The organism is Fibrobacter sp. UWH5, from assembly GCF_900142505.1.
In the GTDB taxonomy this organism is placed as follows: domain Bacteria; phylum Fibrobacterota; class Fibrobacteria; order Fibrobacterales; family Fibrobacteraceae; genus Fibrobacter.
Genome location: NZ_FRBB01000003.1, coordinates 14,859 through 38,477, shown reverse-complemented (window position 1 = coordinate 38,477; position 23,619 = coordinate 14,859). Strand labels below are relative to the sequence as shown.

Sequence of the window (23,619 nt, the reverse complement as noted above, 5' to 3'; positions counted from 1 at the left end):
TAGTTACAGGAGGCTCTTGTAAAAATCAAGAAGCTGTCTAGAAATGGTCTTGCTGGATAGATGCCGTTGTGCGTAAGTCTTGTTCTTCTGGCCGTACCCGGCGGCAGCCTGCGCCAAGCCTTCCTTTATGCTGGATATCAGAGATTCCTTGCTGCCTACTTCAAATACGGGGTTCCCGGATTCCTTCAGGAACGGACCTACATTTCCTGTATCGGGGCCTACGACAACTTTGCCGAGATAGAATCCCATAGAGGCGTTCCCTGAATTTAGAATGACAACGCGCTGCAATAGCATCAGGTCTGCCATCGCTCCGAATAAGGGAATCTCCTCTTCGGGAATGATTTTTGCACTTGTCTTGATGTTGTGCAGTAAATTCAGCAATAGACATTTTAGCTTTGTCTTTGCGTGGCGCAGGTAAATTCGGATGCCCTTTGTCTTTCGCTCGATGAAGAATGATGGGGCAAGAATCTTGATGGAATTCTTCTTTAGGAAGTCGGTTAGCCCGAGTAGTAAATCTCGTTCCTGCTGGTCTCTAAAGGCTCCAAGGCATAGAATGTAAGTGTACTTGGTGCTTAGTCCAAGTTTTTTTGCAGCCTCTTCTTTTGTGACGGGATCCTTGTATCTGTCATCATAGATATGATGGGGGAGAATTTCGTGTCTGCTGCGAGGATACAATTCCTTGAACAGGTTTTGACTGTAGTTCCCCATGTGCAAGATCATGTCGCATAATTCGTAGACCACTGTGTAGGCTTCTGTTTGCCAGGGAAACTTTGCAAAGTGTGGCTTGATGTTGTGACATGTTGCTACAATCTTGCCGCCCTTTTCCTTGATAGCTTGCAGACGTAACCCCAGATCCTCTGGGGTCCTATTTGTGTTCTTTAGAAGAATATCTGGCCAGTGGATGTGTATGATGTTGCAGGATAATATTTCTTCATTCCAGAAGGTTTGAATTCCCGAAACAACTTCCAGGGTGTCGTCTATTTCTTTTAGACGCTTTATAAGAATCGAAACATACGGATTGAAACAATCGTTTTCGTCAATGCCAAAATAAATCTTCATGGGCTAGCGGAAAAGGGGGTGGAAGTCGTGCTTGTACTGGAGCGAATTCTTTCGTTCGCCGATTACTTTGGCGGGTACGCCTGCGACGATTGCATTGGCGGGAACATCTTTGGTGACGACGGCATTTGATGCAACGACTGCTCCGTTCCCGATTGTTACTCCGGGAAGTATGGTTGCCCTTGAAGCGATCCATACATGGTGACCGATATGAACCTTGCCTGCCCTGGATTCGTGAGTTTCACTATTGGGGTCGTGGTCCATGGTCCAGATCATTACATTTGTTGCAATGTCTGTGTCGTTTTCAATTTCTAGCGTTCCACGGCCGTCCAAAAGTACATCTTGATTGATGATGACTCGATCCCCGACGGAAATGCCTTTAGGGTATAACAGCTTGACATGGCGCAGAAAGGAGACTCCTTCGCCCATCTTTCCCAGGATCTTTTTTAGGTAGCGTGTACGAATTCTGCGGCTCGGAAATGAAAGTATCCACGGTCGGATGACTTCTGTCTTGAATAGCTGGTATTTTTGTTTGAAAGTCATAATTTTTTTTTGTATTTATTACTAATATAGATAATTATAAGTTTTATTGTTTTGGCTTGTTCGGGGTAGAAACATAAATCTATTTGAGGTATTGCTTGCTTTTAAGAACGGTCTGCCTTTTTTTTCTAGCGTTTATGCTATTGTCCTGTACGGAAACGTCACAGGATGATGATTCCTTTGGTCAAGGCGCATCGGAATCTTCGTTGGCTTCCTGCGTAGAAAGTATAGCTCTTGAAGATGAATTTCCATTTGAAAATTCTGAGTATCCCTTTGTTGGGCTTCAGCGTATTGTCATAGAGACGGATTCTTGCGAGCGTGATATTGAGAAGGGCGTTTATACATGGGCTAGCATGCGTGTGTATGGGGAAGATTCTGCACAGGGAGAATCGTTAAAGATGCGCATCAAGGGACGTGGGAACTCCAGCTGGAATGATATGCCGAAACGGGGCTATAAAATCGTTTTTGAAGAAAAAAAATCAATGCTGGGGATGCCTCGAAATAAGGAGTGGGTTCTTGTCGCCAACTATGCAGATAAAAGTTTGATGAAAAATCATTTGGCTTATAGGTTGGCATCTGACATTGGAATGGAATTTTCTCCGCGAAGTGAATTTTTTGAATTTTATTTAAATAGCGAATATCTGGGCGTTTACCTGTTGACAGAGAGTATCGAAGTCCGAAAAAATAAGGTAAATCTCCCTGAAGATGTGGATTCCTATCTGGTGGAGTTTGATGCCAAATATAACGAAGGAGAACAAGTTGTATTTGCCAATGTGTTAGATACGAATAAGCCATTCCGAATTCATTACCCTAAAAATGCTTCGGACAGTTCTTTGGAAAAATTGTTAAATCATGTTGAATCGTTTGAAAGATTCTTGCTGACGGTTGAAGGGGCGTCTATAGAGGAAATCTCTGAATGGATTGACATTGACGCTTTTTCAAAACATTTTTGGATTCAGGAATTTGCGAAAAATCCAGATGCGAATTATTTTACCAGCGTCTATTTTACCTGGTCGGATGGTTGCCCGATAAAAATGGGGCCTGTTTGGGATTTTGATGTAGCTTTTGGGGGAATGCGAATTTATAACGAGGCTCTTGCGTTAAGCGAAAATTGGCGAACTAGAGATGCTTATTGGAATGCAAGATTATTTTCAAATAAGGCTTTTGCAGATACAGTTGACCGGTATTGGAAAAAGTTAAGCCCGATTTTTGAAGGGGCTGAGGGAATTATTGATTCTCTTGGGGTAGCCCTAGAATTACCTGCGCAAAACAACTTTAAGCGCTGGGATATCCTTCATGAACATGGCAAGTGGATTTCCAATAGTGTTCGGAACTATGGAGAAGCCGTAAATAATTTAAGGAAGTGGGTCGTCGGAAGACGAAGATGGATTAATGAAAATACTCCCTAGAGTCTCCATTTCTTCTTTATGATTCTTCTGGCGATTCTGCTGTGTCTTGCGCAGAATAAGGCTATCTTCTGTTTTGCCGAAATGACGCCCTCGTTGATTTTAGAGCGAAATGTCGGATCGAATACAGCATAGCGAATAAGGGCCTTTCCAAAATCCTTTTTGAATTTCTGGATGATGGCTTCGTCTTTGATGTACTTGGAAAGGTACACGCGCATTTCTTCGCAGGATAGATTGAATCGGTATTGAGCCTTGTTCTTTTCGCCTCTGTGGCAAGCGGAGTTGGGCGTCAGACGATAGACTGATGTGACTGTGGGATCGTAGTGGATTTTACCAAGAGTCGATGCGAAGAAGAATAGCTGTGTATCTCCCATGAGGAAATATTTGCTTATTGCGAAGTCGTCGTTAATCTTGGACCAGAGAGAACTTCTGTAGACGGTGGTGACCGTTTGGACTCGGTACTGATTGGCGTCTAGGATATAGAGGCTTAAATCGCTTTGCTTATTTTTCTGAATATCCAAATTCTGTTGAATTGATTTATCTTCTAGAAATTTGTCGTTGGTCTGATCGTAATATTGGAAAGCCGTGTGAGAAAAGATGTAATCAGGATGACTTTCTAGAAAATCAACTTGTCTTTGCAATTTATTCGGGTCTATCCAATAATCATCGCCTTCGCACTCCGCGTAATATTTTCCTTGAGCTTTGGGATAGACGAAGGTGTTCCAGACGCTGACTTTTTTGGAATATTGATTTTCGGTCTGAAGAATAGGCTTGATTAAGTCAGGGTATTTTTCTGCGTATTCCCGTACGATTTTTGCGGTGCCGTCTGTGGAGGCGTCATCATGGATGATGATTTCGATAGGGAAATTAACCTTCTGTAAAAGAAAGCCCTCGATGGTTTGCGCAATGTATTTTTCTTGATTGTATGTTGCGCAGAGGATGGAAACCAATGGTTGTTGTGTCATATTTTCAATTTACTAAAAAATATCACTTGAAATTGTTGATGGCTTCAACGAATCGCGTCATGTCGTCGGTACTGTAGCGTTGGTCGCAAACCAGTGATAATATATTGGGGTAAATTTGGGCGATTTCGGGTCTTTCTGCTATGATTTTTGACGGAGTCCAGTGAATAGTACAAAAAATGTTGTTTTCTATTAGATGTTTTTGAAGGTCTGCGCGTCTGCCATTTTTTATGTAAATAGGGTAGTAGAAAGGTACAATTCCCTGTGGAATGTCATTGAATATTTTTTCAACAATATTGTTGTTTATGTTTTGGCTAAGAAATTTTGCGTTTTTGATTCGCTGGTTAATCACAAAGTCATAATTCGCCGTGTCGAAGATGACTTTTGATATTGGGGAAAGTGCGTACGCCTCTTTGTGTTCGAAATATTCAATGGTGTGCTTGAATAGGGGGTAGAATTGCGATTTTTCTACACTGGGGTCATTTTCTAAAAAACGATTTTTTAAAAGGGACGCCTCTATATATTCGTTGACTTGTTCTTCACAAAAGGGCTTAATGTTCTTGCTTTGAAGAGGTTGTGTGTCGGAAGACAAAACTCCACCATCGGGAGTTGATAGCCATTTGCGTATGCTGCACAGGTATATGTCCGCTTCAATTTCTTTTTTTTTGTTTAACCAGGATTGCGTATAATCGTCGATAATTGTCAGCTCGTTTTTCTGGCGAAGCTTCTTCAGTAATGGCTTTGCTTTTGATAACGTGTCAAATCCAAAATAAGAATGGACGTAGAGAATGCCGTTGTATGCTATTTTCTCTAGTTCGGTTACAAGAGAATCTTCGTTGATGGACAAATCTTCGTTGATTCTGTAGTATTCTATGTTGAATCCGTGATCAACGAAAGGCTTTATACATGTCTCGCATGTGTAAATCGGCAAGACTACATTTTTCTCTCCGCTGTAGATTTCGTCGAGATACACGTTTAGGGCGGATCTTGCAGAAAATGTATAAAGATTGTATTTGAACTTCGAACAACCGAATACTTCTTTTGTTGATGGCTGCTGATTTAGCACATCTTCTTTGAGTGGAATGTTTCCGCCAATTTCTCTTTGCAACTATGCATCCCCCAAATCTATTTTTTTGTCGGCGTAGTAGATTAGGCTGTTAAGGTGTGTTGCGTCGTTGTGCGTGATTTCTTGAAGTTCCTCGGAAACGAAATTCTTTTGGTAAAGCCAAGGCTTTCCATCGCAATTGTCAAAGAGCGGCTTTAAATGGGCTGTTTGTTTTGATATGAAATAGATGCCAGCGAACTTTTGTTCTGAATGGTAAAATTCAGGATCGTAAAAGACATTGCAGGCAGCAAGGATTATGCCTGTGAGGAATTTGTACCCGGTGCTCAGTTCCGTGAGCGGATATGTAATGCAATCTCCACCGGGCCTTGCATTGATTTCAATCAAGTAGATTTCGCCATCGATGATTTTAATTTCGGTATGGCACGGTCCATTTTCAATGCCGACGCATTCAAGCATGTCCTTGATGGCTGTTTCTACTTTCTTTCGCATTTCAGCGGTAAGGGCTGCCGGCTGATGATGCCCAAGTTCTACACAATGAGGGGCGCCGGAACTGTCCTTTTGCGTAACTTGGATGACGAAGTGCTTTTTGCGGAAGGACAGGGACTCGACTGAATATTCCTGCCCTTTGTCAAGGAATTGCTCTATGATGATGCCGTCTTTGTTTCGTGTCCCGATAGTTTCTTTGGCGTAGTTGATTGCTCCTTGGAATTCGTCTTCCGAGAATACGACTGTGATGCCGCGCTTGCCACCATAAGAAGCTGGCTTTACAATGACTGGGAAGGACTCGACCTTGATGACCTCGTCAAGGTTTGTGACTTCCTTATAGAATGGTTGCTTGATGAATTTGAAATTCTTCCCTTTGTTGCGGACCCAACTTTTATTGGTGATGTTCCCCATGACTTCGAGAGGACTTGTATTGAGGCCGAGGGCGTTCGCGACAATAGATGCTATTTTTACAGTGAGTTCTGTAGTGGCGAGAACCCCATCAACATTTTTTTCTTTGCAGATATCGATAATTCTGTTTGTGTCGAAGATGTCGATGTCATGAAATTCATCGACAGAATCCTTTGCTATGGCACCTTTGGCCCAGGCAAAACAAAGTGTTTTTACATTAAGTTCCTTGGCCCTTGTTGCTAGGATTTTGGCCATTACACCTGCACCGATAATTGCAATAGTTAACATTGTAAATCCTTGGGTTTTAGAATGTGACAGGCAAAAGTTCTTTGCAACTTTTTACGCCGTCTGTTTGGCAAATGAGTTTGCTGTCTGTGCCTTCGTTATTTAACCATTTCACGATTTGCTTTGGAACGTTTACGCCGGCATTGTGTGTGAACGGGTATTGCCCTCCAAAACGGCAATTCATTTCCAGTACATAAATGTCGCCATCTTCTGTAACAAAACAGTCGGCGTCTAATAGAGCAATGTGCTTTATATTTGAAGAAATGTTTTTTGCCACGTTTTCAAAGGGCTTGGTGGGTACAGTTTCTGCGACGTCTGTTTCACCGGATCGCATGGCTATTTTTTTCTTTGCAAATACGGTGACGTAGTTGCCGTCAAGGTCGTTTAGAATCTCGATGCCGTATTCCTGCCCTTTGATTGCTTGTTGGATGATAATGCATTTTTCCGTGTCGGCGGCAGATTCGTACTTCAAGTAAGTATTGAAAATTTCCCTATGAAGTTTTTTGTAAAGAACTTCCAACTCTTCATTGTTTTCTGCTTTGTATATGCCGATGGAACCCATACCCCAACGAGGCTTTAAAAAAAGTGGATAGTTCAAAGAGCCGTTCTGTAGAGCGTCTTTTGCGTCGTTTAGACGAATAAAAGCTGGAGATTGCTTGATTCCAATATTTGATAAAAATTTAAAGGTCTCCCATTTGTCGTTGCAGATAGATGTGGCTTCCACGCTGGAAACAACAAGTTTTATTCCTGCTTTTTCAAAGGAATGTCGATTTTTTGCGAGAACGGGAAGATCTATGTCAAATAAAGAAATGATAGCGCTGATTTGTTTTTCTTTGCAGTAATCAATTAGAAAATTAATGTATCGGTCGTCATAGATGTTTGGCGTCAATACGTAATCATCGGCTTGCAATAGCGTGTAAGTGAGAATGCTGTTGGATGCAAAAACCTTTCCTGTTCCCCTCAGTGCATCCTTGAAGTATTTTACTAGGTAAGTTCTGCGGCCGGCAGATGTGAGAAGAATGTTCATTGTATAAACCTATTTCTTGTTGACTACGACGTCAATAACTCTGTTCACACCTTCTTCGTCAAGGCCGGCGAACATGGGCAGACAGAGCACCTGGTCGGCAAGTTTATGTGCTACAGGAAGATTCTTGGGGTCAGCGGATTCCAACCCCTTGTAGGCACTGAAGGTGCTGATTAGCGGGTAGAAGTAGCGGCGCCCAAAAATATTGTGCTCTTGCAATTTTGCGTAAAGGGCGTCGCGACTGATGCCGTATTCTTCGCTAATGAAGATGGGGAAGTAGGCATAGTTGTGTCGAACACCTTCAATATCCTGGAGGAATCGGATTCCCGGGATGTTCTTGAATGCTTCGCGATATCTGTTTGCTACGGCCTGACGTTTTTCGATGGCGCTGTCCACCTGCTTCAAGTTCAGCAAGCCGTATGCCGAACGAATCTCATCCATCTTGCTGTTGATGCCCGGGGCGACCACGGTTGTTTCGCCGTTGAAACCGAAGTTCTTGAGGAAGTCGATTCGCCTTTTGGTGGCTTCGTCATGGCAAACTAAGGCACCACCTTCGATGGTGTTGTAAACCTTGGTGGCATGGAAACTGAGGGTGCTCATGTCGCCTGCCTTCAATACGGATTCACCATCTTTTTTGACGCCAAAGGCGTGGGCGGCATCATAGATAATCTTCAGACCATAGATGTCTGCGATTTCCTGGATGCGCTTCATGTTGCAGGGGGTTCCGTACACATGGACGGGCATAATGGCCGTGGTGTGCGGGGTAATGGCTGCTTCAATTTTTTCGGGGTCGATGTTGCCAGTTTCTTCATCAACATCTACAAATACCGGTTTCAGTCCGTTCCACCAGATTGAGTGGGTGGTTGCCACAAAACTATAGGGTGTGGTAATCACTTCTCCAGTAATTTTCATCGCCTGCAGAGCGGTAATCAGGGGCAGCGTGCCGTTGGTGAACAGGCTGATGTATTTTACGCCGAGGTAATCTGCCAGGGCTTTTTCCAGTTCTTCATGATAGTGACCATTGTTTGTTAACCATTTGCGGTCCCAGATGTCTTGAAGCATGGGAATGAACTCGTCCAGAGACGGGAGGAGCGGGGAGGTAACTGTAATCAGCTTGTTGTCCATTTTATTTCCTCTTGATCATGCTTAGTAGTTCGTCAATGGTCTTCTTATTAAAGAGATAACTGGTGATAAAATAGTAAATGCAACCTACTGCTATTCCTGTTGCAATCTGCAAAGCATACTGTTTCTCAGGTAGCAGGCTGTTTATCCCTATGACTAGTGCTGCCATAATGGATACATTCAGGAATGCGGGGAACAGGAACTTCATCTGAGTGAAAAAACCGGCTTTCAAAAACCTACCGGAATAGAATGTGTTTATGAAAAGACTTATCCATGTGGAGATGACCTGGCCGATGCACATTTCCAAAACACCCATTTGAAGGGTGATGATGAGGATGGTAAATCCAACCGTTTTCTTGATGATTTCCAACTTTAGGAAAAGGTCGGATCTGCCGAGAACCTGGAGCATATTTAGGTTGATTGCATGTACAGGGTACCACATCATGGCAAGGCAAAGAATTTGAAGCAGGATGATCATACCTTCCCAACGATCTGTCAGGAAAAGTAATGTACATGGTTTTGCCAGTGCGAACAGGCCCATCATTAACGGGAATACGATAAAGGTGGACATGTTTAAAAATTTCAAATAACCGTTGCGCATACGCTCAGGTTCGTTCTGCATTTTGCTGAGGACCGGGAATGATACTCGTTGCAGAATGCGGGTGATGTTGAGCGAAGGGAATTGGGCAAAATGTTCGGCCTTGGAGTATCCTCCCAGCTGGGCGGGGGTGTAGTACTTTCCGATTATAAGCGGATAAATGTTGTTGTAGACGGTGTCAATGATTCCGGAAATGAGCAACTTTGAACCATAGGAGAACAGATACTTAAAGGATTCCCTGGAGAAAAAACAGGTGGGACGCCAACGTACGACAAGCCAATATAGGGTAGACATGAGTACGGTGCTGAAGAGCGCCTGGATGACTAGTGCCCAGACTCCATAACCATTGTATGCAAAGAAGATGCCTACGGCGCCGGAAATGACTGCGCACACAAGCGAAATTTTAGCCTGTTTCTTGAAGTCAATTCTTATGACAAGTGTTGTTGTCTGGACCGCGTTAAAGGATTGTACGATAATCTTTAAAGCAAGAACTCGTAAAACGAGAGTGAGTTCTGGCATAGCGTAGAATTGCGCGATGAATGGTGCCAACAGGAATATGACTGCATAGCAAAACAGAGACATACCGATATTGAAGAAGAACATGGTGGCCATATCCTTTTCTGTACGGTCAATTTTTCGGATAATTGCATTTGAAAAGCCGCTGTCAATGAATGTCTGGCTGATGGCCAGAAAGACGGTTAGCATGGCGATTACACCATAGTCTGCAGGCGTAAGCATTCGAGCAAGGATGATGCCGAATAAGAACTGAACACCCTGCGTAGAAAATCTCTCTATGGCACTCCAAATGACTCCGTGCGCGGTTTTTTTCTTTAAATTGTCTGCCATTATACCTAGACTCCCCTTGTTAGGGAATTGTATTTATGCTTTCCACGGCAAATTTAGAAAAAAACATATTCGTGAATTTTATATGTTATATAGTGATGGCGTTTATGAAGAATGGATTTGACTATTTGAAAAGCACCCGATTGATTGCGGTGTTTATTGTTTTTTTTGTTTCGATGGCCTTCGCCTATATTCCTGGCGAGTCGGGTTTTGTATCCCTGGAAAATGAACATGGAATCTGGGGGAACCCTGCGGGGGTGCCTGCTTTTGATTCCAAGGGCGGCTTGGTTTCCTACGATTTTGACAATGGAATTACCAATATTCGTGCCGGCGGTAATTTGGATCATTGGGCTGCTGGTTTTGATTATGTGCAGGGGCCCGATGGGCTTGATGAATCACGTTGGAGTCTAACTCACGGTTCTGACTGGTTGAACCGCTACCTGTTTTTGGGAACACGCATTACGGCCTTCCGCAGTTCTGAATTCCGTGGGACGGAGTGGAGTTATGCGCCTGGTGTCCTGATTCGCCCTTTCCGCAGTCTCTCTCTTGGCTATTCCTGTGATAATCTGCTTTTTATCGGTCCGGAATCCCAGAAGAGAATTCATAATTTTGGAGCGACCCTTCGTCTGGGGTATTTTTTCAGCCTTAGCTATGACGTTGAAAATTTCGAGAATCATCGTCTCTTGTTAGAACTGGAATCTTATGGTTTCCGCTGGGGACTTAAGCTACCCGTTTATGGGGATGACGGGTATCGACTGAGTTTTTCGATGCCTATCGGGGGTTACAACAATTTCGCCTTGCATGTGTATGACGATTTGTTGCCCAAGGGCGGCGCCTGGGGATTTCATTCTGCCCGCAATCCTCGTTCAAGTTTGAGTGCCCAGATTATTCGTGTACCCCTGGATATGGAAGTGTCTGAACGGGAGGATGAATTTGCATTTTTCCGCAAGAGTTCCATTAGTATCTGGAAGGTCCGCAATCTTTTTGAACATATGTTCCGTGATCCTTCTAGTGGTCTTGTCATTCTTGACTTTTCGGGCTATAAGGGAAACATCGGAGTGTCCGATGAAATCAACCGTTGTGTGATGAAGCATCGTGCTCGCGGGGGCAAGGTGGTTGCCTATCTTGATGATATTCGTCCATCTGTCCTTTTGGCAGCTTCCAATGCAGATCGTATTGTGGTGGAGCCTTCGGCTCATCTGAATTGGCGTGGCCTGGGCGGAAACATCTTATTCTATAAAGGTCTGTTTGACAAGCTTGGTGTAAAAGTTGAATTCCTGCGTCATGGTAAATTCAAGTCTGCCGTAGAACCTTATATTGCCGATTCCATGTCTGTGGAGGCCCGTTCCAATATGGATTCCCTGTATAGGGATTTGTGGAAAACTCTTGAGTTGATTATTGCTAATCGTAAAATCGCCAAGACCATGTCGATCGATTCTGCAGTGGCCTATCTAGATACGCTTGCTACAAAGCCTATGGTTACGGCGAAGGCTGCACAGAAGGCTGGGCTTGTGGATACCATGCTGTATATTGACCAGGTTCCCGCCTATGCAATCAAGTCTTTCTTTGGTTTTGATGCGCCTTGGGCTAGTTACCGCACCTGGCGTCCTACAGACAAGAAGATTTTCAATGAAAGTTGGACTCCCCGCACAAAGTTTGCTGTTCTGAATATTGATGGGTCCATTGATAATCGCATGGAACGATCTGTTTCGGAATCTCTTCGCAAGTTGCCTGGATCTGGTGCAGAAGCGTTGATTGTCCGCATTTCGTCTCCTGGCGGAAGCGCTATTGCCTCTGATAAGATTTGGGCGGCACTTCGCCATGTAAGCGAAAGGGGAATTCCTGTGGTGGCTAGCATTGGTCATATGGGTGCTTCTGGCGGTTATTATATTGCCTGTGGTGCAGACCTTATTGTGGCAGAACCCATGGCCATCGTGGGTAGCATCGGTATTTATGGCGGCAAGGTTGACGCCTCGGGACTCATGAGTAAGTTGGGACTTCGTGCAGAACCGGTGAAAACTCACGATTATGCGGATGCCGAGACTTTTGTCCGTCCGTGGACCGATGTGGAAAAGTCGGCTCTCCAGGAATACATGGATGATTTCTATGACCGCTTTACTGGCGTGGTTTCGAGGGCGACTGGTATTCCCCAGGCTACGGTAGATTCCAGTTATGGTGGCGGACGTGTTATGTTGGGCTTGAAGGCTGTTGCTGCGGGGCTTGTTCATAAGCTGGGCGGTATCGATGATGCCATCGCTGCGGCAAAGGATCTTGCTGGAGTAAGTAAGTCTACGGATGTGGATTTGATGATTCTTGATTCTGACAAGGCTTATACTTTGCCGATGCCTAGTTCTAAGGCTTTTGTGAATTTCATTACTGAAATGAATCAGACTCAGTTGTGGGCCATTGAACCCAATTTGTGGGAGATGGAATAATGTTAGGTATTGTCATAACAGTTCTTCTGTGTCTTGGGGCGTCTGCGTTCTGTTCTGTGACGGAAGCGTCTTTTTATAGCATTCCTCCTGCTACCATAGAACTTCTGCAAAAACAGAAGAAATTTACGGCCCGCTATATGTCCCATGTAAAGGATAATATTGACCGTTATATTGCGTCGGTTCTTGTGGTGAATACGGTTGCCAATACTGTTGGTGCTTCCTTGGCGACGGCCTTGGCTGTAAGGAATTTGCCTCCTGCAGGTCAGGTGGCCTTACCTATTGTGCTGACCATCCTGATTCTTCTTTTTGGTGAAATTACGCCTAAGACTCTCGGCGTGAAACAGGCCAAGATTGTAGCCCCCCTAGTTGCAGTTCCGTTCTACTACATTACGAAGATTCTTTCCTGGACTGGACTAATCTGGCTCTGTCTGACTTTGACGAAACATTGGACTCGAGAATCCGAGGAAAAGAAGGATGTGAGCATCGAGGATATAAACAGCCTTGTTAGCCTTGGCCTGCGTGAAGACGTGATTGACCGTCAGCAGTCCCTGGTGATCAAGAATATTCTTGCGCTGAAATCGGTTCCCGTGCGTAAGGTGATGACACCGCGCCAGGTGGTGTTCTCGCTGGATGCCAATAAGACTTTGGGTGAATCCCTGGACGAACGCGGAAACTGGCCGTTCTCCCGAATTCCCCTTTACGAAAAGAATAAGGACAATTGGATTGGAACGATTTTGAGGCGCGATGCCTACAACAAGTTGGCTGACGGTCATCGAGATATTAAGTTGCGTCAGTTGATGCGTCCCCTTCAGCTGATTCCTGATTCCTTGACTCTGGATAAGTTGCTGCTCCGTTTTTTGAAACAGCGTGGACATATTGTCGGCGTTGTGGATGAATGGGGCGCCATTGCGGGGGTCGTTAGTCTCGAAGATGTTCTTGAAGAAATTCTTGGCCGAGAAATCGTAGATGAATATGATGAGTCGGTGGACCTTCAGGAGTCCGCCCGTAAGCGTTCCAAGGCTTTGGCCAGTATGCGTGAACAGCGTCGTGCTGTAACCCGTACTACGGCGGCGTTGGCCCGCGAAAGTGTGGTGACTCGCGAAAACGTCGCTGTTCCCCGCCCGCAAAATTCAACTTCAAACGAAAATTCCGCTGACACTCAACGGCAGTAAGATTATGACCGATTCCGTAACGAATTCCTCTGCAAAGACTGCACCTAAGAAAAATTACTTTCCCGCTTTGGATGGCCTTCGCCTGTTGGCTAGCGTGAACATTGTGCTGCTTCACTTGGCCAGTTCCAATGCCCTTGGCTACTTGGCTGACTATAAATGGCTGATGCCTATTCTTAGCGCTCCTGCGTTTGCTGCTGGTATTTTCTATGTGCTGGCAGGTTTCCTTTTTGCAAGTAAGTTTAGCGATCCCGACCGTCGCATTCCTGTTATCCCCTTTATGTTCGGTCGCATTTCAAAACTGTACCGCCTTCACTTCTTTATGACCTTGCTCATGTTCGTGGCCATGATCGTGAAGTTCAGCGGATACACCCATTTGCCGGGCTTGAGTGAAGTTTCAGATTGTGTGAGCAAGGGTCTTGCCAATATGACGCATCCCTGGCGCAGCTTGATTTTGCACTTGACTTTGACATGGTCCATTGTTCCCGATCTGGGCATGAAACTGAATGAACCTTCCTGGTCCCTTACCAGCTTCTTCGTCTGTTATGCCATTACGCCCTGGTTTAGCCGTTGGTTGTTCAAGCAGAATAATCGTACTCTCTGGATTCTTTTTGGCACGCTGTTTATTCCGGGAATTTTGTGGGCCATTTTCTTTGGCTTTAGCGGAAATCTTTGGTTTGATGGCTACGGCGCCAAATACCGTTTCTTCCACATTTTTGCTCCGGTCCGAATTTTCGAATACCTTTTCGGCATGGTCCTTTTCAGATTGTACAATGAAGGTTGCTTTGACTACCTGAAAAAGAATTTTGTCAGTGGCATAGCCCAGTTTGTGGTACTTGCCGCCATTTACGGAAGCCTATTTATCATGAGTCCCAAGGCCAATCCTGGTTGGAACTATTTTGCACACCATTCCGTTCCGGTGATGCTGTACGGATTGTTCCTGGTGTCGCTTTTGAGCGGCAAGGGCTTTATGGCCAGGCTTTTCACTGTCGGAATTGTACGCAAAGTGGGCAAGGCTTCTTTCTATCCTTACCTGATTCACCTGCCGATTATGACCATTGCCTGGGGCATGTGCAACTTGAATCAGCCGGCGAATACCGTCAAGTTTATGCTGTTCGTCTATACCGTCAGCACGTTATATAGCGAATTCAAGACCTGGCGCCGTAAGAAGGCTAAGGAAAAAGGAAAGTAGGCGTGGAATTTTTCGGGCGATTTCGTGTGTTGAGTCGCTTACCGTTCAAATCAAAAATGCCGCTGTGATTGCCATCGGTTTTGCGTTTTGTGCTAATGGTGGATTTCAGTTTAGATGTTCCCGCCGACTTTTTAATAGTCAGACTTAAATCGCAGAATTCAATGGTGTAGATCCCGTTTTCGTCGGGCTGAATTTCATTGTTGTTCTGTTCGATAACGATATTGTCATCGGCAGTAAAACCGGATTCCTTCAGGAATTCTTCGTTCAATTTTACCTTGAGAGGAATGCTCTTGGGCATATGCGGGTGGGGCATTTCCCAACTGATCTTGTACTCCTTATCGTTTGCGGTACCTTCTGCCTTATCCATTATAAAATGTGCTTTATGGTAGGCGCCTACCGTGCTAAATGGGGCTACCCACAAGTCATTCTTTAGGGCACGTTGAAAGGCATTCTTTATGGCTTCGGGGGTGATGCTCATACCGCCTTCATCTGATACGCCGTGGTTCAACAGAACTAGCCAGGAACCTCCCTTTACCTGAACGTCCCACGGATTTGCATTTGAAAAATCGCCAATGAATGCGGCTGTATCTAACGCTTCTAGAAGTTCTGTGTCCGCCGTTTCCGAAGAATTCCAGACTCGGGAGGCCATGCCTAACCATTCCGGTTCTACATCCCAGTCGTTTCGCCCATGCCAGCCGCAGTCGCGGTTAATAAAATGATGCTGGTTGATTTCGCCAGATACTTTTTCGTTGTTGGCGCAGAAGGGTGTGGCGTGGGAAGTGATGTTGATTTCGGCTCCGTTTTCGGCCATGACTTTTTCGATTTCCGTAGCGAAATCAGTAATTTCCGATTTTAGGTTGGCGTCATCTTGATCGGGGAGTTGCAAATGGTTGTCGGTATGGTTGCCGATTTCGTTGCCCATGTTGGCCAGTTTGGCGAAACCTGCACCGTTTTGCCTAAGGCTGTTTCCGCCCATGTTTGAAAGGAAAAAGGTCACCCTGACGTCTGGCATTTCTTCCAGGATTGGAGTCAGGTTCTTCACCTGATTTTCCATGGCGTCATCAAAGGTGAAACTGGCGGCGCCGACATGGCCGTTCCAGGGAACTGTAGTGAGAGGGGGCACGGCCATACTAAAACTCGTTAATCCTAAAGTGGCGATGAGTGTTCTCACCGCCGATTTCGCTAAACTCTTTTTTGCCATAAGTCAAATCCAAAACGTTTCTTCAAAATTAATTTAAAGTTTTGGATTGGAGGTGCTGTTGTTCTCTAGTGGATGACCTTTCTTACCTTGGCGGCGAATCCAGGAGTCTTTGAGATGATGATGTAGGGGCCCTTGGGCATAAAATCGGGGACTTTGAATTCGGTAATATTACCAAGGCGTCTTCCCTTTGCATCCAGGAGGGTGTACGTTGTGTTTTCGGAGAAGGGATCGTCTTGTGTTCTAAGGTCGGAACGAACCATGTAGGGCTTGGTGTCGGGAGTCTTGGAGGAGCCGTAGATGGTTGCCTTTAAAGAAGTGAATTCAAGAATGAAAATTCCGTCTTCATCGGGGTAGATTCTTTTACCATCCTGTTCGATGTAGATGCTCGCATTGTTGCCGAAATTTTCTCTGACGAAAGTTTCGTTTATGACGACCTTGAGAGGAATGCTTTTGGGCATATTCTTGTGGGGCATTTCCCATGTGACGGTAATATTGTTTCCATCGGCAACGGCCTTGGCGGTATCCAGGGTAAAGTGGGCGCGGTAGTAGGCCCCGACTGTGCTAAAGGGGGCAACCCACATATTGTTTTTTACGGCACGTTGAATGAATTCCTTCATCAGATCCTGGGTGATATAACCTTCTCCAAGATCGGCGATTCCATGATTGAGAAGAACCAGCCAGGAAGGGGCCATGGCTGAAGCATCGATAGAGTTGAGGAAATCTTCTTCGGCGTTGGGGGTGGTGTACCAAACCTTGGAATCCATATTGCTCCAGTTGGGTTCCACATTCCAGTCGTGTTTACCCGGTCCGCCTGCACTGCGATTGATGAAATGGCGGTCATCAATGACGCTAGAAACAATGTCGCTGTTTTGACTGTAGGGGAGTGCGTGGGATGTGACGCTCACTTCAGCTCCATAAGAGCCCATGATTTGCTCCAGTTCCCCGGCAAAATCGATAATTTCTGATTTCAGGGAGGATTCTGCAATGGAGGTGAGGTCGAAATGGTTGTTGGTATGGTTGCCGATTTCATGCCCCTGTTTTGCAAGTTCAGCGTATGTGGGGCCAAAGTAGTCAAGCAGGTTCATACCCATATTAGTAAGGAAGAAAGTCACCTTGACTTCGGGCATATCCTCGAGAATCTGGGAAAGAGGCTCTGCCTGGTAGAATCCGTCATCGAAGGTAAAGCTGGCCGCGCCAGAATAGCCATTCCAGGGGACTGTTACGAAGGGGCTTTTGACGGAACCTGCTGAAGCAAGCCCGCAGATTACGGAAATCCCTAAAAATGCTTTTTTGATGATCCTGTTCATAATTTTCTTCCATTCTTAGGGAACAAAATACGATCTCAGGATGTTTTTTTTTCAAAAAAATTTCATTTCCAATATTACAAGATGTAAGGAAATAGTCATATTGTATGGATTCTGTTAATACGGTGTATTAACAAATGTTATAATTGGCCCGCTATGAGAAGAGATAAATTGGCTATATCTATTAATGGTGGTGGTGCGCTGGGCATTGGTCCGGTTGCGCTGATGTGTGAAATTGAAAAGAAGCTTGGGGAAGGCTGGATTTCTAAGAATGCTGCCGCTTTTGGTGGTACCTCTACCGGCGCTATCGTAGCGGCTTGCCTCGATGAGGGAATGTCTGCAGAAAAGATCCGTAAGTTCTACCGCGATAACTTGAAGGATATTTTCAAGAAATATTCCTTGTGGGAACGCATTAAGGATCTTAAAAAGCCGACTTATAATCATGCACGCTTGAAAGAACTTCTAATGGACTGCATGAAGGGTAAGTGCAGCGATTGGGAAAAACCGATTTTCATTCCCACAACTCGACTCAATGGTAAAAAGTCTGTAGAAAAGGTTTGGGACAGAGGCGATGCCGATGTGGATAAGTGGTTCGCGGTTCTTTCGTCCACTTGTGCTCCTACCTACTTTGACGTTGAAAAACTTGGCGATACTTGGTATGCCGACGGTGGCATGTGGGCAAATTCTCCCATTGCGGTTTTGAATGCAGGCTTGAAGAGAGCTGGTTTCCGCGACGATTACCGTATCCTTACCTTTGATACTGACATGGATATGATGGTTCGCGTTGAAGACAACCAGACCTTGCTTGGCTGGGGTAGCTACGTGCTTAATGAATGGGTTGCCCGTTCTGGCAAGAGTGGCGATTACCAGGTCATGGCTGATATCGGTAGAGAAAACGTCCATGTGCTTTCGCCGTCTGCAAATGGTAAAAAATACAAGTTGGACGATGTTGCCGATGACAAGCTGGATGAACTTGAAAAAATCTGGCGTGGTTATTTCACGGAACATGAAGAACAAATCATATCCTTCTTGCAAAACACCTAGAGATGACGGCATTGTCATTAAACACGGCACTCCCTTGGGGGTGCTTTGTTTATATTTTTTGGCATGAAAAAAGCTTTCTTGATTTTTTTATTCTTGAGCGTCTTGACAGCTGCCCTAATATCTTTGGGGAGGAACTTATCTAGTTCTTCGTTTGAAAATGCAGATGAATTGCATCCCTCTGTATCGAATGAGCACTACGACGATGTTGCAACAGCCGCAGATACGGCGAGAATAAAAATTTTAGGTTATGACAGAGATGGAAATGGTGTAAGGGATGACCTGGATTCTCTAATTGATGCGAAAATTCCAGACAGTCCTGAAAAGAGAGCCGCTTATCGCTATCTGGCTCGGGCCATACAGAATCAGTGGATTGCTTTTTATGATAATCCGCAAATGACGTATGAGGAAATGCATCCCTATGCAGTTTTTACCTCTTTGGGAATTGAACTTATTGGAGAGCTTAATGCTGAAGTAAATCTTGATTTTAGTCTTTTTGAAGCCAGTTTACTAAATACATTGGAACGGGTTATGTTTAGCGATGAAATTGACAGAATCTTTGTCGGAAAATATTTGCCCGTAGCGGTAAAATCAGATCGGCAATATTCCGATTTGGTATCCTTAGGAATGGGTGCGTTTAATGAAATTTTAGAACAAGAGAGGATGAAATAATGCGAGAAATTTTTTTGAGAAAGAGCAGAATTTTATTCGCATTTTGTTCGCTCATGTTGGTCTCGTGTGTTGATCCTTATAAGTGCGCTAATGAAATTAATACAAATTAAATTACGGTGATTAGCGTAATTTCAACAAAGCCGGTCAAGTCTGTTAAAGCATATATAGGCGACAAAGTTCTTTGCGAAGGCGTTAACGAATTACTCTATAGAAAAAATAAGGAAGACCTCCTTTATCATTATACCTATGATGAAGGGAAAATTGATTCTGAACGTGAGGATTGGTTTGTTGTATATGGATGTTATGTCATACATGATACAACCGTAAAGAATGGGAAGGTTTATTTTGATGTTGAGGAAAATGACAGTATAAATGTCCTTGATGTTGACGACTTGATAATGGGGAAAACACACATTTATGCAATTTCGTTGCAAGACACTGCGTGGCTTTTCGGTTACAAAAGTAGTTTATTGGTAAATGACGCTCAAAATTACGATTTTTCTGTTTAGTCTCGATTGGGCTGCCGTGATGGCTATTACTTTGTCTCTTTGCCGATGATAGAAGAGGACCTGTGCTTTGATGATTGAAATTTATCGGGGTTTTTAAGGGGTGTCCCCTTAGGAGTGGGGGTAGCGTAAAATTTTGCGCGGCCTGCTTTTTAGACTGATTTGCGCAAAAGTTGGAGCGAGGGGGCGGCTGCCCCCCTTTTTGTTTTTTCTATCTGACAAGCTTTGCTTGCATTTAGTACGGCTCAATCATGCCATTTCACGCAAGCGTGAATGTCACGATGTTCGCCTTTTGCTAAATTTACGCCCGTATTTAATAGGGGGCTGTATGCCCCGAGGTAAACAATGGCAAAGTTATTCCGCGAAGTACAAAAGGAAGAAACCTTCCCGCAGATCGAAGAGCGCGTGCTCGGATTGTGGGATAAGGATGATAGCTTTAAGAAGTCTCTGGACAGCCGTCCGGAAACTGCACCCTATACTTTCTACGATGGCCCTCCGTTTGCAACGGGCCTTCCGCACTATGGTCACTTGCTGGCTGGTACCATCAAGGATATCGTTCCCCGTTACTGGACCATGAAGGGCAAGAAGGTTCCCCGCGGTTTCGGTTGGGACTGCCACGGTCTGCCTATTGAATCTCTGGTGCAGAATGAACTAGGTCTGGCTGGCGTTGCCGAAATCCAGAACCTGGGCGTAGATAAGTTTAACGAAACCTGCCGTAGCAAGGTTCTGAAGTACACCGGTGAATGGCGCAAGACGGTTCGCCGCATGGGCCGTTGGGTGGACTTCGACAAGGGCTACAAGACCATGGACAAGAACTTCATGGAATCTGTGTGGTGGGTGTTCAAGCAGTGCTTCGACAAGGGCCTCATCTATCAGGGCTACCGCATCCAGCCGTACAGCCCGGCTCTTGCAACTCCGCTTTCCAACTTCGAAACCAACCAGGGCTATAAGGATCGCCAGGACCCGTCCTTGACTCTTATCTTCCCGCTGGTTTCCGACGACGCTAAGTTTGCTGGTTCCAACATCCTGGTTTGGACCACCACTCCCTGGACTCTTCCTTCCAACTTCGCTATTGCAGTGAAGGCTGACGCCGAATACGTTTGCGTTGAACAGGACGGCAAGAAGTTCTGGGTCATGGGTACCCGCGCAGGCGCTTACTTCAAGCAGCCAAACATCGTGGACAAGTGCATGGGCTCTGACCTTGCTGGTCTCAAGTACGAAGCTTTGTTCCACATTAGCGACGCTTATGCAACTCCGGAAGAACTTGCAAAGCGTTACACAATCTACGTTGCAGATTTTGTTAGCGACGAAGACGGTGCCGGTGCTGTGCATATCGCTCCTTCCTTCGGTGAAGAAGACTTCCAGCTTGGTGCAAGCCTTGGCTTGGGTCTTTTCGACCCGCTGGATACCGAAGGCAAGTTCACCGACAAGGTCCCCATGTGGCAGGGCCTGGGTGCAAAGGAAGCCGACAAGAGCATTATCGCCTACCTCAAGGAACAGGGCCGCGTGTTCAAGCACGAAACCTTCGTTCATAGCTACCCCCACTGCTGGCGTACCGGCGTGCCTCTGCTGTACCGCGCCCTCAAGACCTGGTTCTTGAAGATCGATGGCGAAGTCACCAACGCAGAAGGTGTCACCAAGACTTTGAAGGAATGGATGGTCGAAAACAACCAGACCGTGAACTGGGTTCCCGACCACATCAAGAGCGGCCGCTTCGGTAAGTGGATTGCCAACGCCCGCGACTGGAACCTTTCCCGTAACCGTTTCTGGGGTACCCCGATTCCCGTATGGATTGCTGATGACGGCGAAATGATCGCTGTGGGCTCCATCAAGGAATTGGCTGACCTCACCGGCGAAACTCTGGACGACTTGCACAAGCACTTTGTAGATAAGATTGTCATCAAGAAGGACGGCAAGGAATTCAAACGTACTCCGGAAGTGTTTGACTGCTGGTTCGAATCTGGCTCCATGCCTTACGCCAGCCGCCACTATCCGTTTGAAAACAAGGAACTGGTTGAAAAGAGCTTCCCGGCTGACTTCATTGCCGAAGGCCTTGACCAGACTCGTGGTTGGTTCTACACCCTGACTGTTCTTTCTAACGCTCTGTTCCAGAAGCCCGCCTTCAAGAACGTGATCGTGAACGGTATCATCTTGGCCGAAGACGGTTCCAAGATGAGTAAGTCCAAGAAGAACTATCCGGACCCCAACGAACTTATCGAACGCACCGGCGCAGACGCCATCCGTCTGTTCCTCATCAACTCTGCTGCCCTTAAGGCCGAAGACCTGCGCTTCTCTGAAGAAGGCGTGAAGGGTATCGTGAAGCAGGTGATGTTGCCGCTGTGGAACGCTGTTAGCTTCTTCGTTTCTAACCACAATGCAGACGCCGCCAAGGGCCAGCTCAACTGGAAACCGGGTCAGGAAGTAAAGTCTGAAAACGAACTGGACCGCTGGATGCTTGCAACCCTGCAGGATCTGGCCGCTAAGGTCGAAGTGGAAATGAAGGCTTATCGCCTGTACAACGTGGTGCCCGCAATCATCGCTGCTGTGGATGACCTGACCAACTGGTACGTCCGTCGTAGCCGCCGCCGCTTCTGGAAGTCTGAAAACGATGGCGATAAGAATGCAGCATATGCAACCATGTACAAGGTGCTGGTGGACTTCAGCAAGATTCTCGCTCCGTTCCTGCCGCTCCTGGCCGAAGAAATCTACCAGATTCTCGTTCGCGAAGTGGATGCCAACGCACCTGTTAGCGTACACCTCTGCGAATTCCCCAGCGCAGACGAATCCTTGAAGGACGAAGCTCTGGTGCAGCGTATTGCCATGGTCCGCGGTATGGTTGAAATGGGCCGCGCTATCCGCGCTACCAACAACGTAAAGAACCGTATGCCGATTGCTTCCATGACTGTGGTGCCCCATGGTGCTGTAGAAAAGGACGTTGCCGAAACCATGAAGGACCTCATCCTCGAAGAACTGAACGTTCGCGAAATGAAGTTCCTGGAAGACGAAACCGTTCTGGTGAAGCTTACCGCAAAGCCCAACTTCCTGGGCATCAAGGCCAAGGGTCCTGAATACGCCAAGAACATGAAGGTCATCTCTGCAAAGCTAAACAGCCTGAGCGCTGACGAAATCAAGGCTCTGCAGGGTGGTGAAACCATCAAGTTCGAATTCGGCGAAGTGGGTGCTGACTGCCTCATGATCCAGCGCATTGTGCCGGAAGGCCTTGCCGTTGACGCCGACAGTCACTTCACCGTGGCTCTGGACCTGAACGTTACCGACGAACTGCGCCGCGCCTGCGTGGCCCGCGAACTGGTAAACCGCATCCAGAACCGCCGTAAGGAACAGAACTACACCATCACTGACAAGATCGAAGTGACCTTGTTCTCTGAAAGTGAAATGTTCAAGCAGGCTGTTGCTGAAAACGAAGCTTATATTGCTGGCGAAACGCAAGCCACCGCAATTAAGTGGGCTGCAACCGCTGATGGCCTCGAAAAGAATGATGCCGATGGAGAAGAATTCTCCTTTACTACGGTAAAGGCTTAATCGTCATTCTGGAGGGGCAACGCCCCGATAGAATCCATTTTACAAGGTCCCCGAAGTTAACCGCTTCGGGGATTTCTTCTGCTATTGACAAATATCATAAAATAAGATATAATTTTATGATATGAGTTTTAAAGAGAAAAAAGAAATTGGCTTGCTGAAAGATGTGGCTGCTGCTTACAATGGGGTTGTGCTTTCCTCAAAGTCCGGGTCAGTGGGAATTTCACGGGCCCAGTTATCGTCTTTGTGCAAGTTGGGCGAACTTGTCCGGGTGGCGCAAGGGCAGTATGTTTTGCCAGATGCAATTCCAGATGAAATCTTCATGATTTCGTCTCGTTCAGATAATTTGATTATTTCTCACGAAACGGCCCTTTTCTTGCACGGCTTCTCGGAACGGACTCCTTTTGAACATTCAATAACAGTTCCCTTTGGACATGCACCGTCATTGTCTCTGAAAAATGCCTGCAGGGTATTCACTTGCAAGCCAGAACTATTTGATTTGGGAGTGACGGAGGTGAAAACTCCTTTTGGTAATACCGTTCGCTGCTATGACCTGGAAAAAACAATTTGTGATTTGATCAAGAACAGATCCCGCGTAAGCAACGAACTGTTGCTGGCGGCAATTAAGAGGTTCGCTGCATGGGATGGCAAGGACTTAAATAAGCTTGCAGAATACGCGAAGAAACTTAGGGTTTCCAAAATTCTGAAAACTTACCTGGAGGTGCTGCTCTGAAAAATGCGATGCCGGAGTAAGGCGTCGGGGAGG

19 protein-coding genes are annotated in these 23,619 nt (G+C 45.8%); 9 read left to right on the top strand and 10 right to left on the bottom strand.

The genetic code is table 11. The features are described 5' to 3' along the window. Positions 1-3: 3 nt before the first annotated feature. Positions 4-1,059: a glycosyltransferase family protein gene (locus tag BUB38_RS04230; RefSeq protein ID WP_073157513.1), complete on the bottom strand. Its 1,056-nt coding sequence runs from the start codon at positions 1,057-1,059 to the stop codon at positions 4-6. 3 nt (positions 1,060-1,062) lie between these two features. Continuing rightward, positions 1,063-1,485, bottom strand: coding sequence for an acyltransferase (locus tag BUB38_RS16885; protein ID WP_073157920.1), 423 nt, complete (start codon positions 1,483-1,485; stop codon positions 1,063-1,065). Positions 1,486-1,802: 317 nt separating this feature from the next. Here BUB38_RS16885 and BUB38_RS04220 point away from each other — a divergent pair, with 317 nt between their 5' ends. Then, positions 1,803-3,005 carry a CotH kinase family protein gene (locus tag BUB38_RS04220; RefSeq protein WP_217650861.1) on the top strand — a complete coding sequence of 401 codons (1,203 nt, stop codon included), beginning with the start codon at positions 1,803-1,805 and terminating at the stop codon, positions 3,003-3,005. Here the strand turns inward: BUB38_RS04220 and BUB38_RS04215 are convergent. From BUB38_RS04215 to BUB38_RS04190, 6 genes are read right to left on the bottom strand one after another with little or no spacing between them, the layout of a single operon-like run. Further along, positions 3,002-3,967 (bottom strand): glycosyltransferase, encoded by a 966-nt coding sequence (locus tag BUB38_RS04215; RefSeq protein ID WP_073157508.1) that lies wholly within the window; start codon positions 3,965-3,967, stop codon positions 3,002-3,004. The two genes, BUB38_RS04220 and BUB38_RS04215, sit on opposite strands and share 4 nt — an antisense overlap. A gap of 22 nt (positions 3,968-3,989) precedes the next feature. Beyond that, positions 3,990-5,072, bottom strand: a complete 1,083-nt coding sequence (locus BUB38_RS04210; protein WP_073157506.1) for an aspartate aminotransferase family protein — start codon at positions 5,070-5,072, stop codon at positions 3,990-3,992. Further along, positions 5,073-6,212 (bottom strand): ATP-grasp domain-containing protein, encoded by a 1,140-nt coding sequence (locus tag BUB38_RS04205; RefSeq protein ID WP_073157503.1) that lies wholly within the window; start codon positions 6,210-6,212, stop codon positions 5,073-5,075. It lies immediately after the preceding gene. A gap of 16 nt (positions 6,213-6,228) precedes the next feature. After that, entirely contained in the window at positions 6,229-7,236 is a 1,008-nt protein-coding gene (locus BUB38_RS04200) for an ATP-grasp domain-containing protein (RefSeq protein ID WP_073157500.1), read from the bottom strand. Positions 7,237-7,245: 9 nt separating this feature from the next. After that, positions 7,246-8,358, bottom strand: a complete 1,113-nt coding sequence (locus tag BUB38_RS04195) for a DegT/DnrJ/EryC1/StrS family aminotransferase (protein WP_073157498.1) — start codon at positions 8,356-8,358, stop codon at positions 7,246-7,248. Position 8,359: 1 nt separating this feature from the next. Further along, on the bottom strand, positions 8,360-9,799 hold the full coding sequence (locus tag BUB38_RS04190) for a lipopolysaccharide biosynthesis protein (RefSeq protein WP_073157495.1): 1,440 nt from the start codon (positions 9,797-9,799) through the stop codon (positions 8,360-8,362). Between the two features lie 104 nt (positions 9,800-9,903). Here BUB38_RS04190 and BUB38_RS04185 point away from each other — a divergent pair, with 104 nt between their 5' ends. Genes BUB38_RS04185 through BUB38_RS04175 form a run of 3 tightly spaced genes read left to right on the top strand, consistent with a single transcriptional unit; the run spans position 9,904 to position 14,592 of the window. Then, the gene (locus BUB38_RS04185; protein WP_073157918.1) at positions 9,904-12,231 is read left to right on the top strand and encodes a S49 family peptidase; all 2,328 of its coding nucleotides are present in this window, start codon (positions 9,904-9,906) and stop codon (positions 12,229-12,231) included. Then, positions 12,231-13,403, top strand: coding sequence for a hemolysin family protein (locus tag BUB38_RS04180; protein WP_083537926.1), 1,173 nt, complete (start codon positions 12,231-12,233; stop codon positions 13,401-13,403). Before BUB38_RS04185 ends, BUB38_RS04180 begins: the two co-directional genes overlap by 1 nt. 4 nt (positions 13,404-13,407) lie before the next feature. After that, positions 13,408-14,592: an acyltransferase family protein gene (locus BUB38_RS04175; RefSeq protein WP_073157492.1), complete on the top strand. Its 1,185-nt coding sequence runs from the start codon at positions 13,408-13,410 to the stop codon at positions 14,590-14,592. Here the strand turns inward: BUB38_RS04175 and BUB38_RS04170 are convergent. Both BUB38_RS04170 and BUB38_RS04165 read right to left on the bottom strand, forming a co-directional pair. Beyond that, positions 14,573-15,721: a polysaccharide deacetylase family protein gene (locus BUB38_RS04170; protein ID WP_073157490.1), complete on the bottom strand. Its 1,149-nt coding sequence runs from the start codon at positions 15,719-15,721 to the stop codon at positions 14,573-14,575. The two genes, BUB38_RS04175 and BUB38_RS04170, sit on opposite strands and share 20 nt — an antisense overlap. A 137-nt stretch (positions 15,722-15,858) precedes the next feature. Continuing rightward, positions 15,859-17,100 carry a polysaccharide deacetylase family protein gene (locus BUB38_RS04165; protein WP_073157487.1) on the bottom strand — a complete coding sequence of 414 codons (1,242 nt, stop codon included), beginning with the start codon at positions 17,098-17,100 and terminating at the stop codon, positions 15,859-15,861. A gap of 168 nt (positions 17,101-17,268) precedes the next feature. Here BUB38_RS04165 and BUB38_RS04160 point away from each other — a divergent pair, with 168 nt between their 5' ends. From BUB38_RS04160 to BUB38_RS04140, 5 genes are all read left to right on the top strand, one after another. After that, entirely contained in the window at positions 17,269-18,141 is an 873-nt protein-coding gene (locus tag BUB38_RS04160; RefSeq protein WP_073157484.1) for a patatin-like phospholipase family protein, read from the top strand. A 63-nt stretch (positions 18,142-18,204) separates the two neighbouring features. Beyond that, the gene (locus BUB38_RS04155) at positions 18,205-18,810 is read left to right on the top strand and encodes a hypothetical protein (RefSeq protein WP_139258228.1); all 606 of its coding nucleotides are present in this window, start codon (positions 18,205-18,207) and stop codon (positions 18,808-18,810) included. A gap of 116 nt (positions 18,811-18,926) precedes the next feature. After that, a complete protein-coding gene (locus tag BUB38_RS04150) occupies positions 18,927-19,319 on the top strand; it encodes a hypothetical protein (RefSeq protein ID WP_073157478.1) in 393 nt (130 codons plus the stop codon). A gap of 342 nt (positions 19,320-19,661) precedes the next feature. Beyond that, positions 19,662-22,856: an isoleucine--tRNA ligase gene (gene ileS / locus BUB38_RS04145; RefSeq protein ID WP_073157475.1), complete on the top strand. Its 3,195-nt coding sequence runs from the start codon at positions 19,662-19,664 to the stop codon at positions 22,854-22,856. A 121-nt stretch (positions 22,857-22,977) separates the two neighbouring features. Then, a complete protein-coding gene (locus BUB38_RS04140) occupies positions 22,978-23,586 on the top strand; it encodes a type IV toxin-antitoxin system AbiEi family antitoxin domain-containing protein (RefSeq protein WP_083541907.1) in 609 nt (202 codons plus the stop codon). Positions 23,587-23,619: the final 33 nt, after the last annotated feature.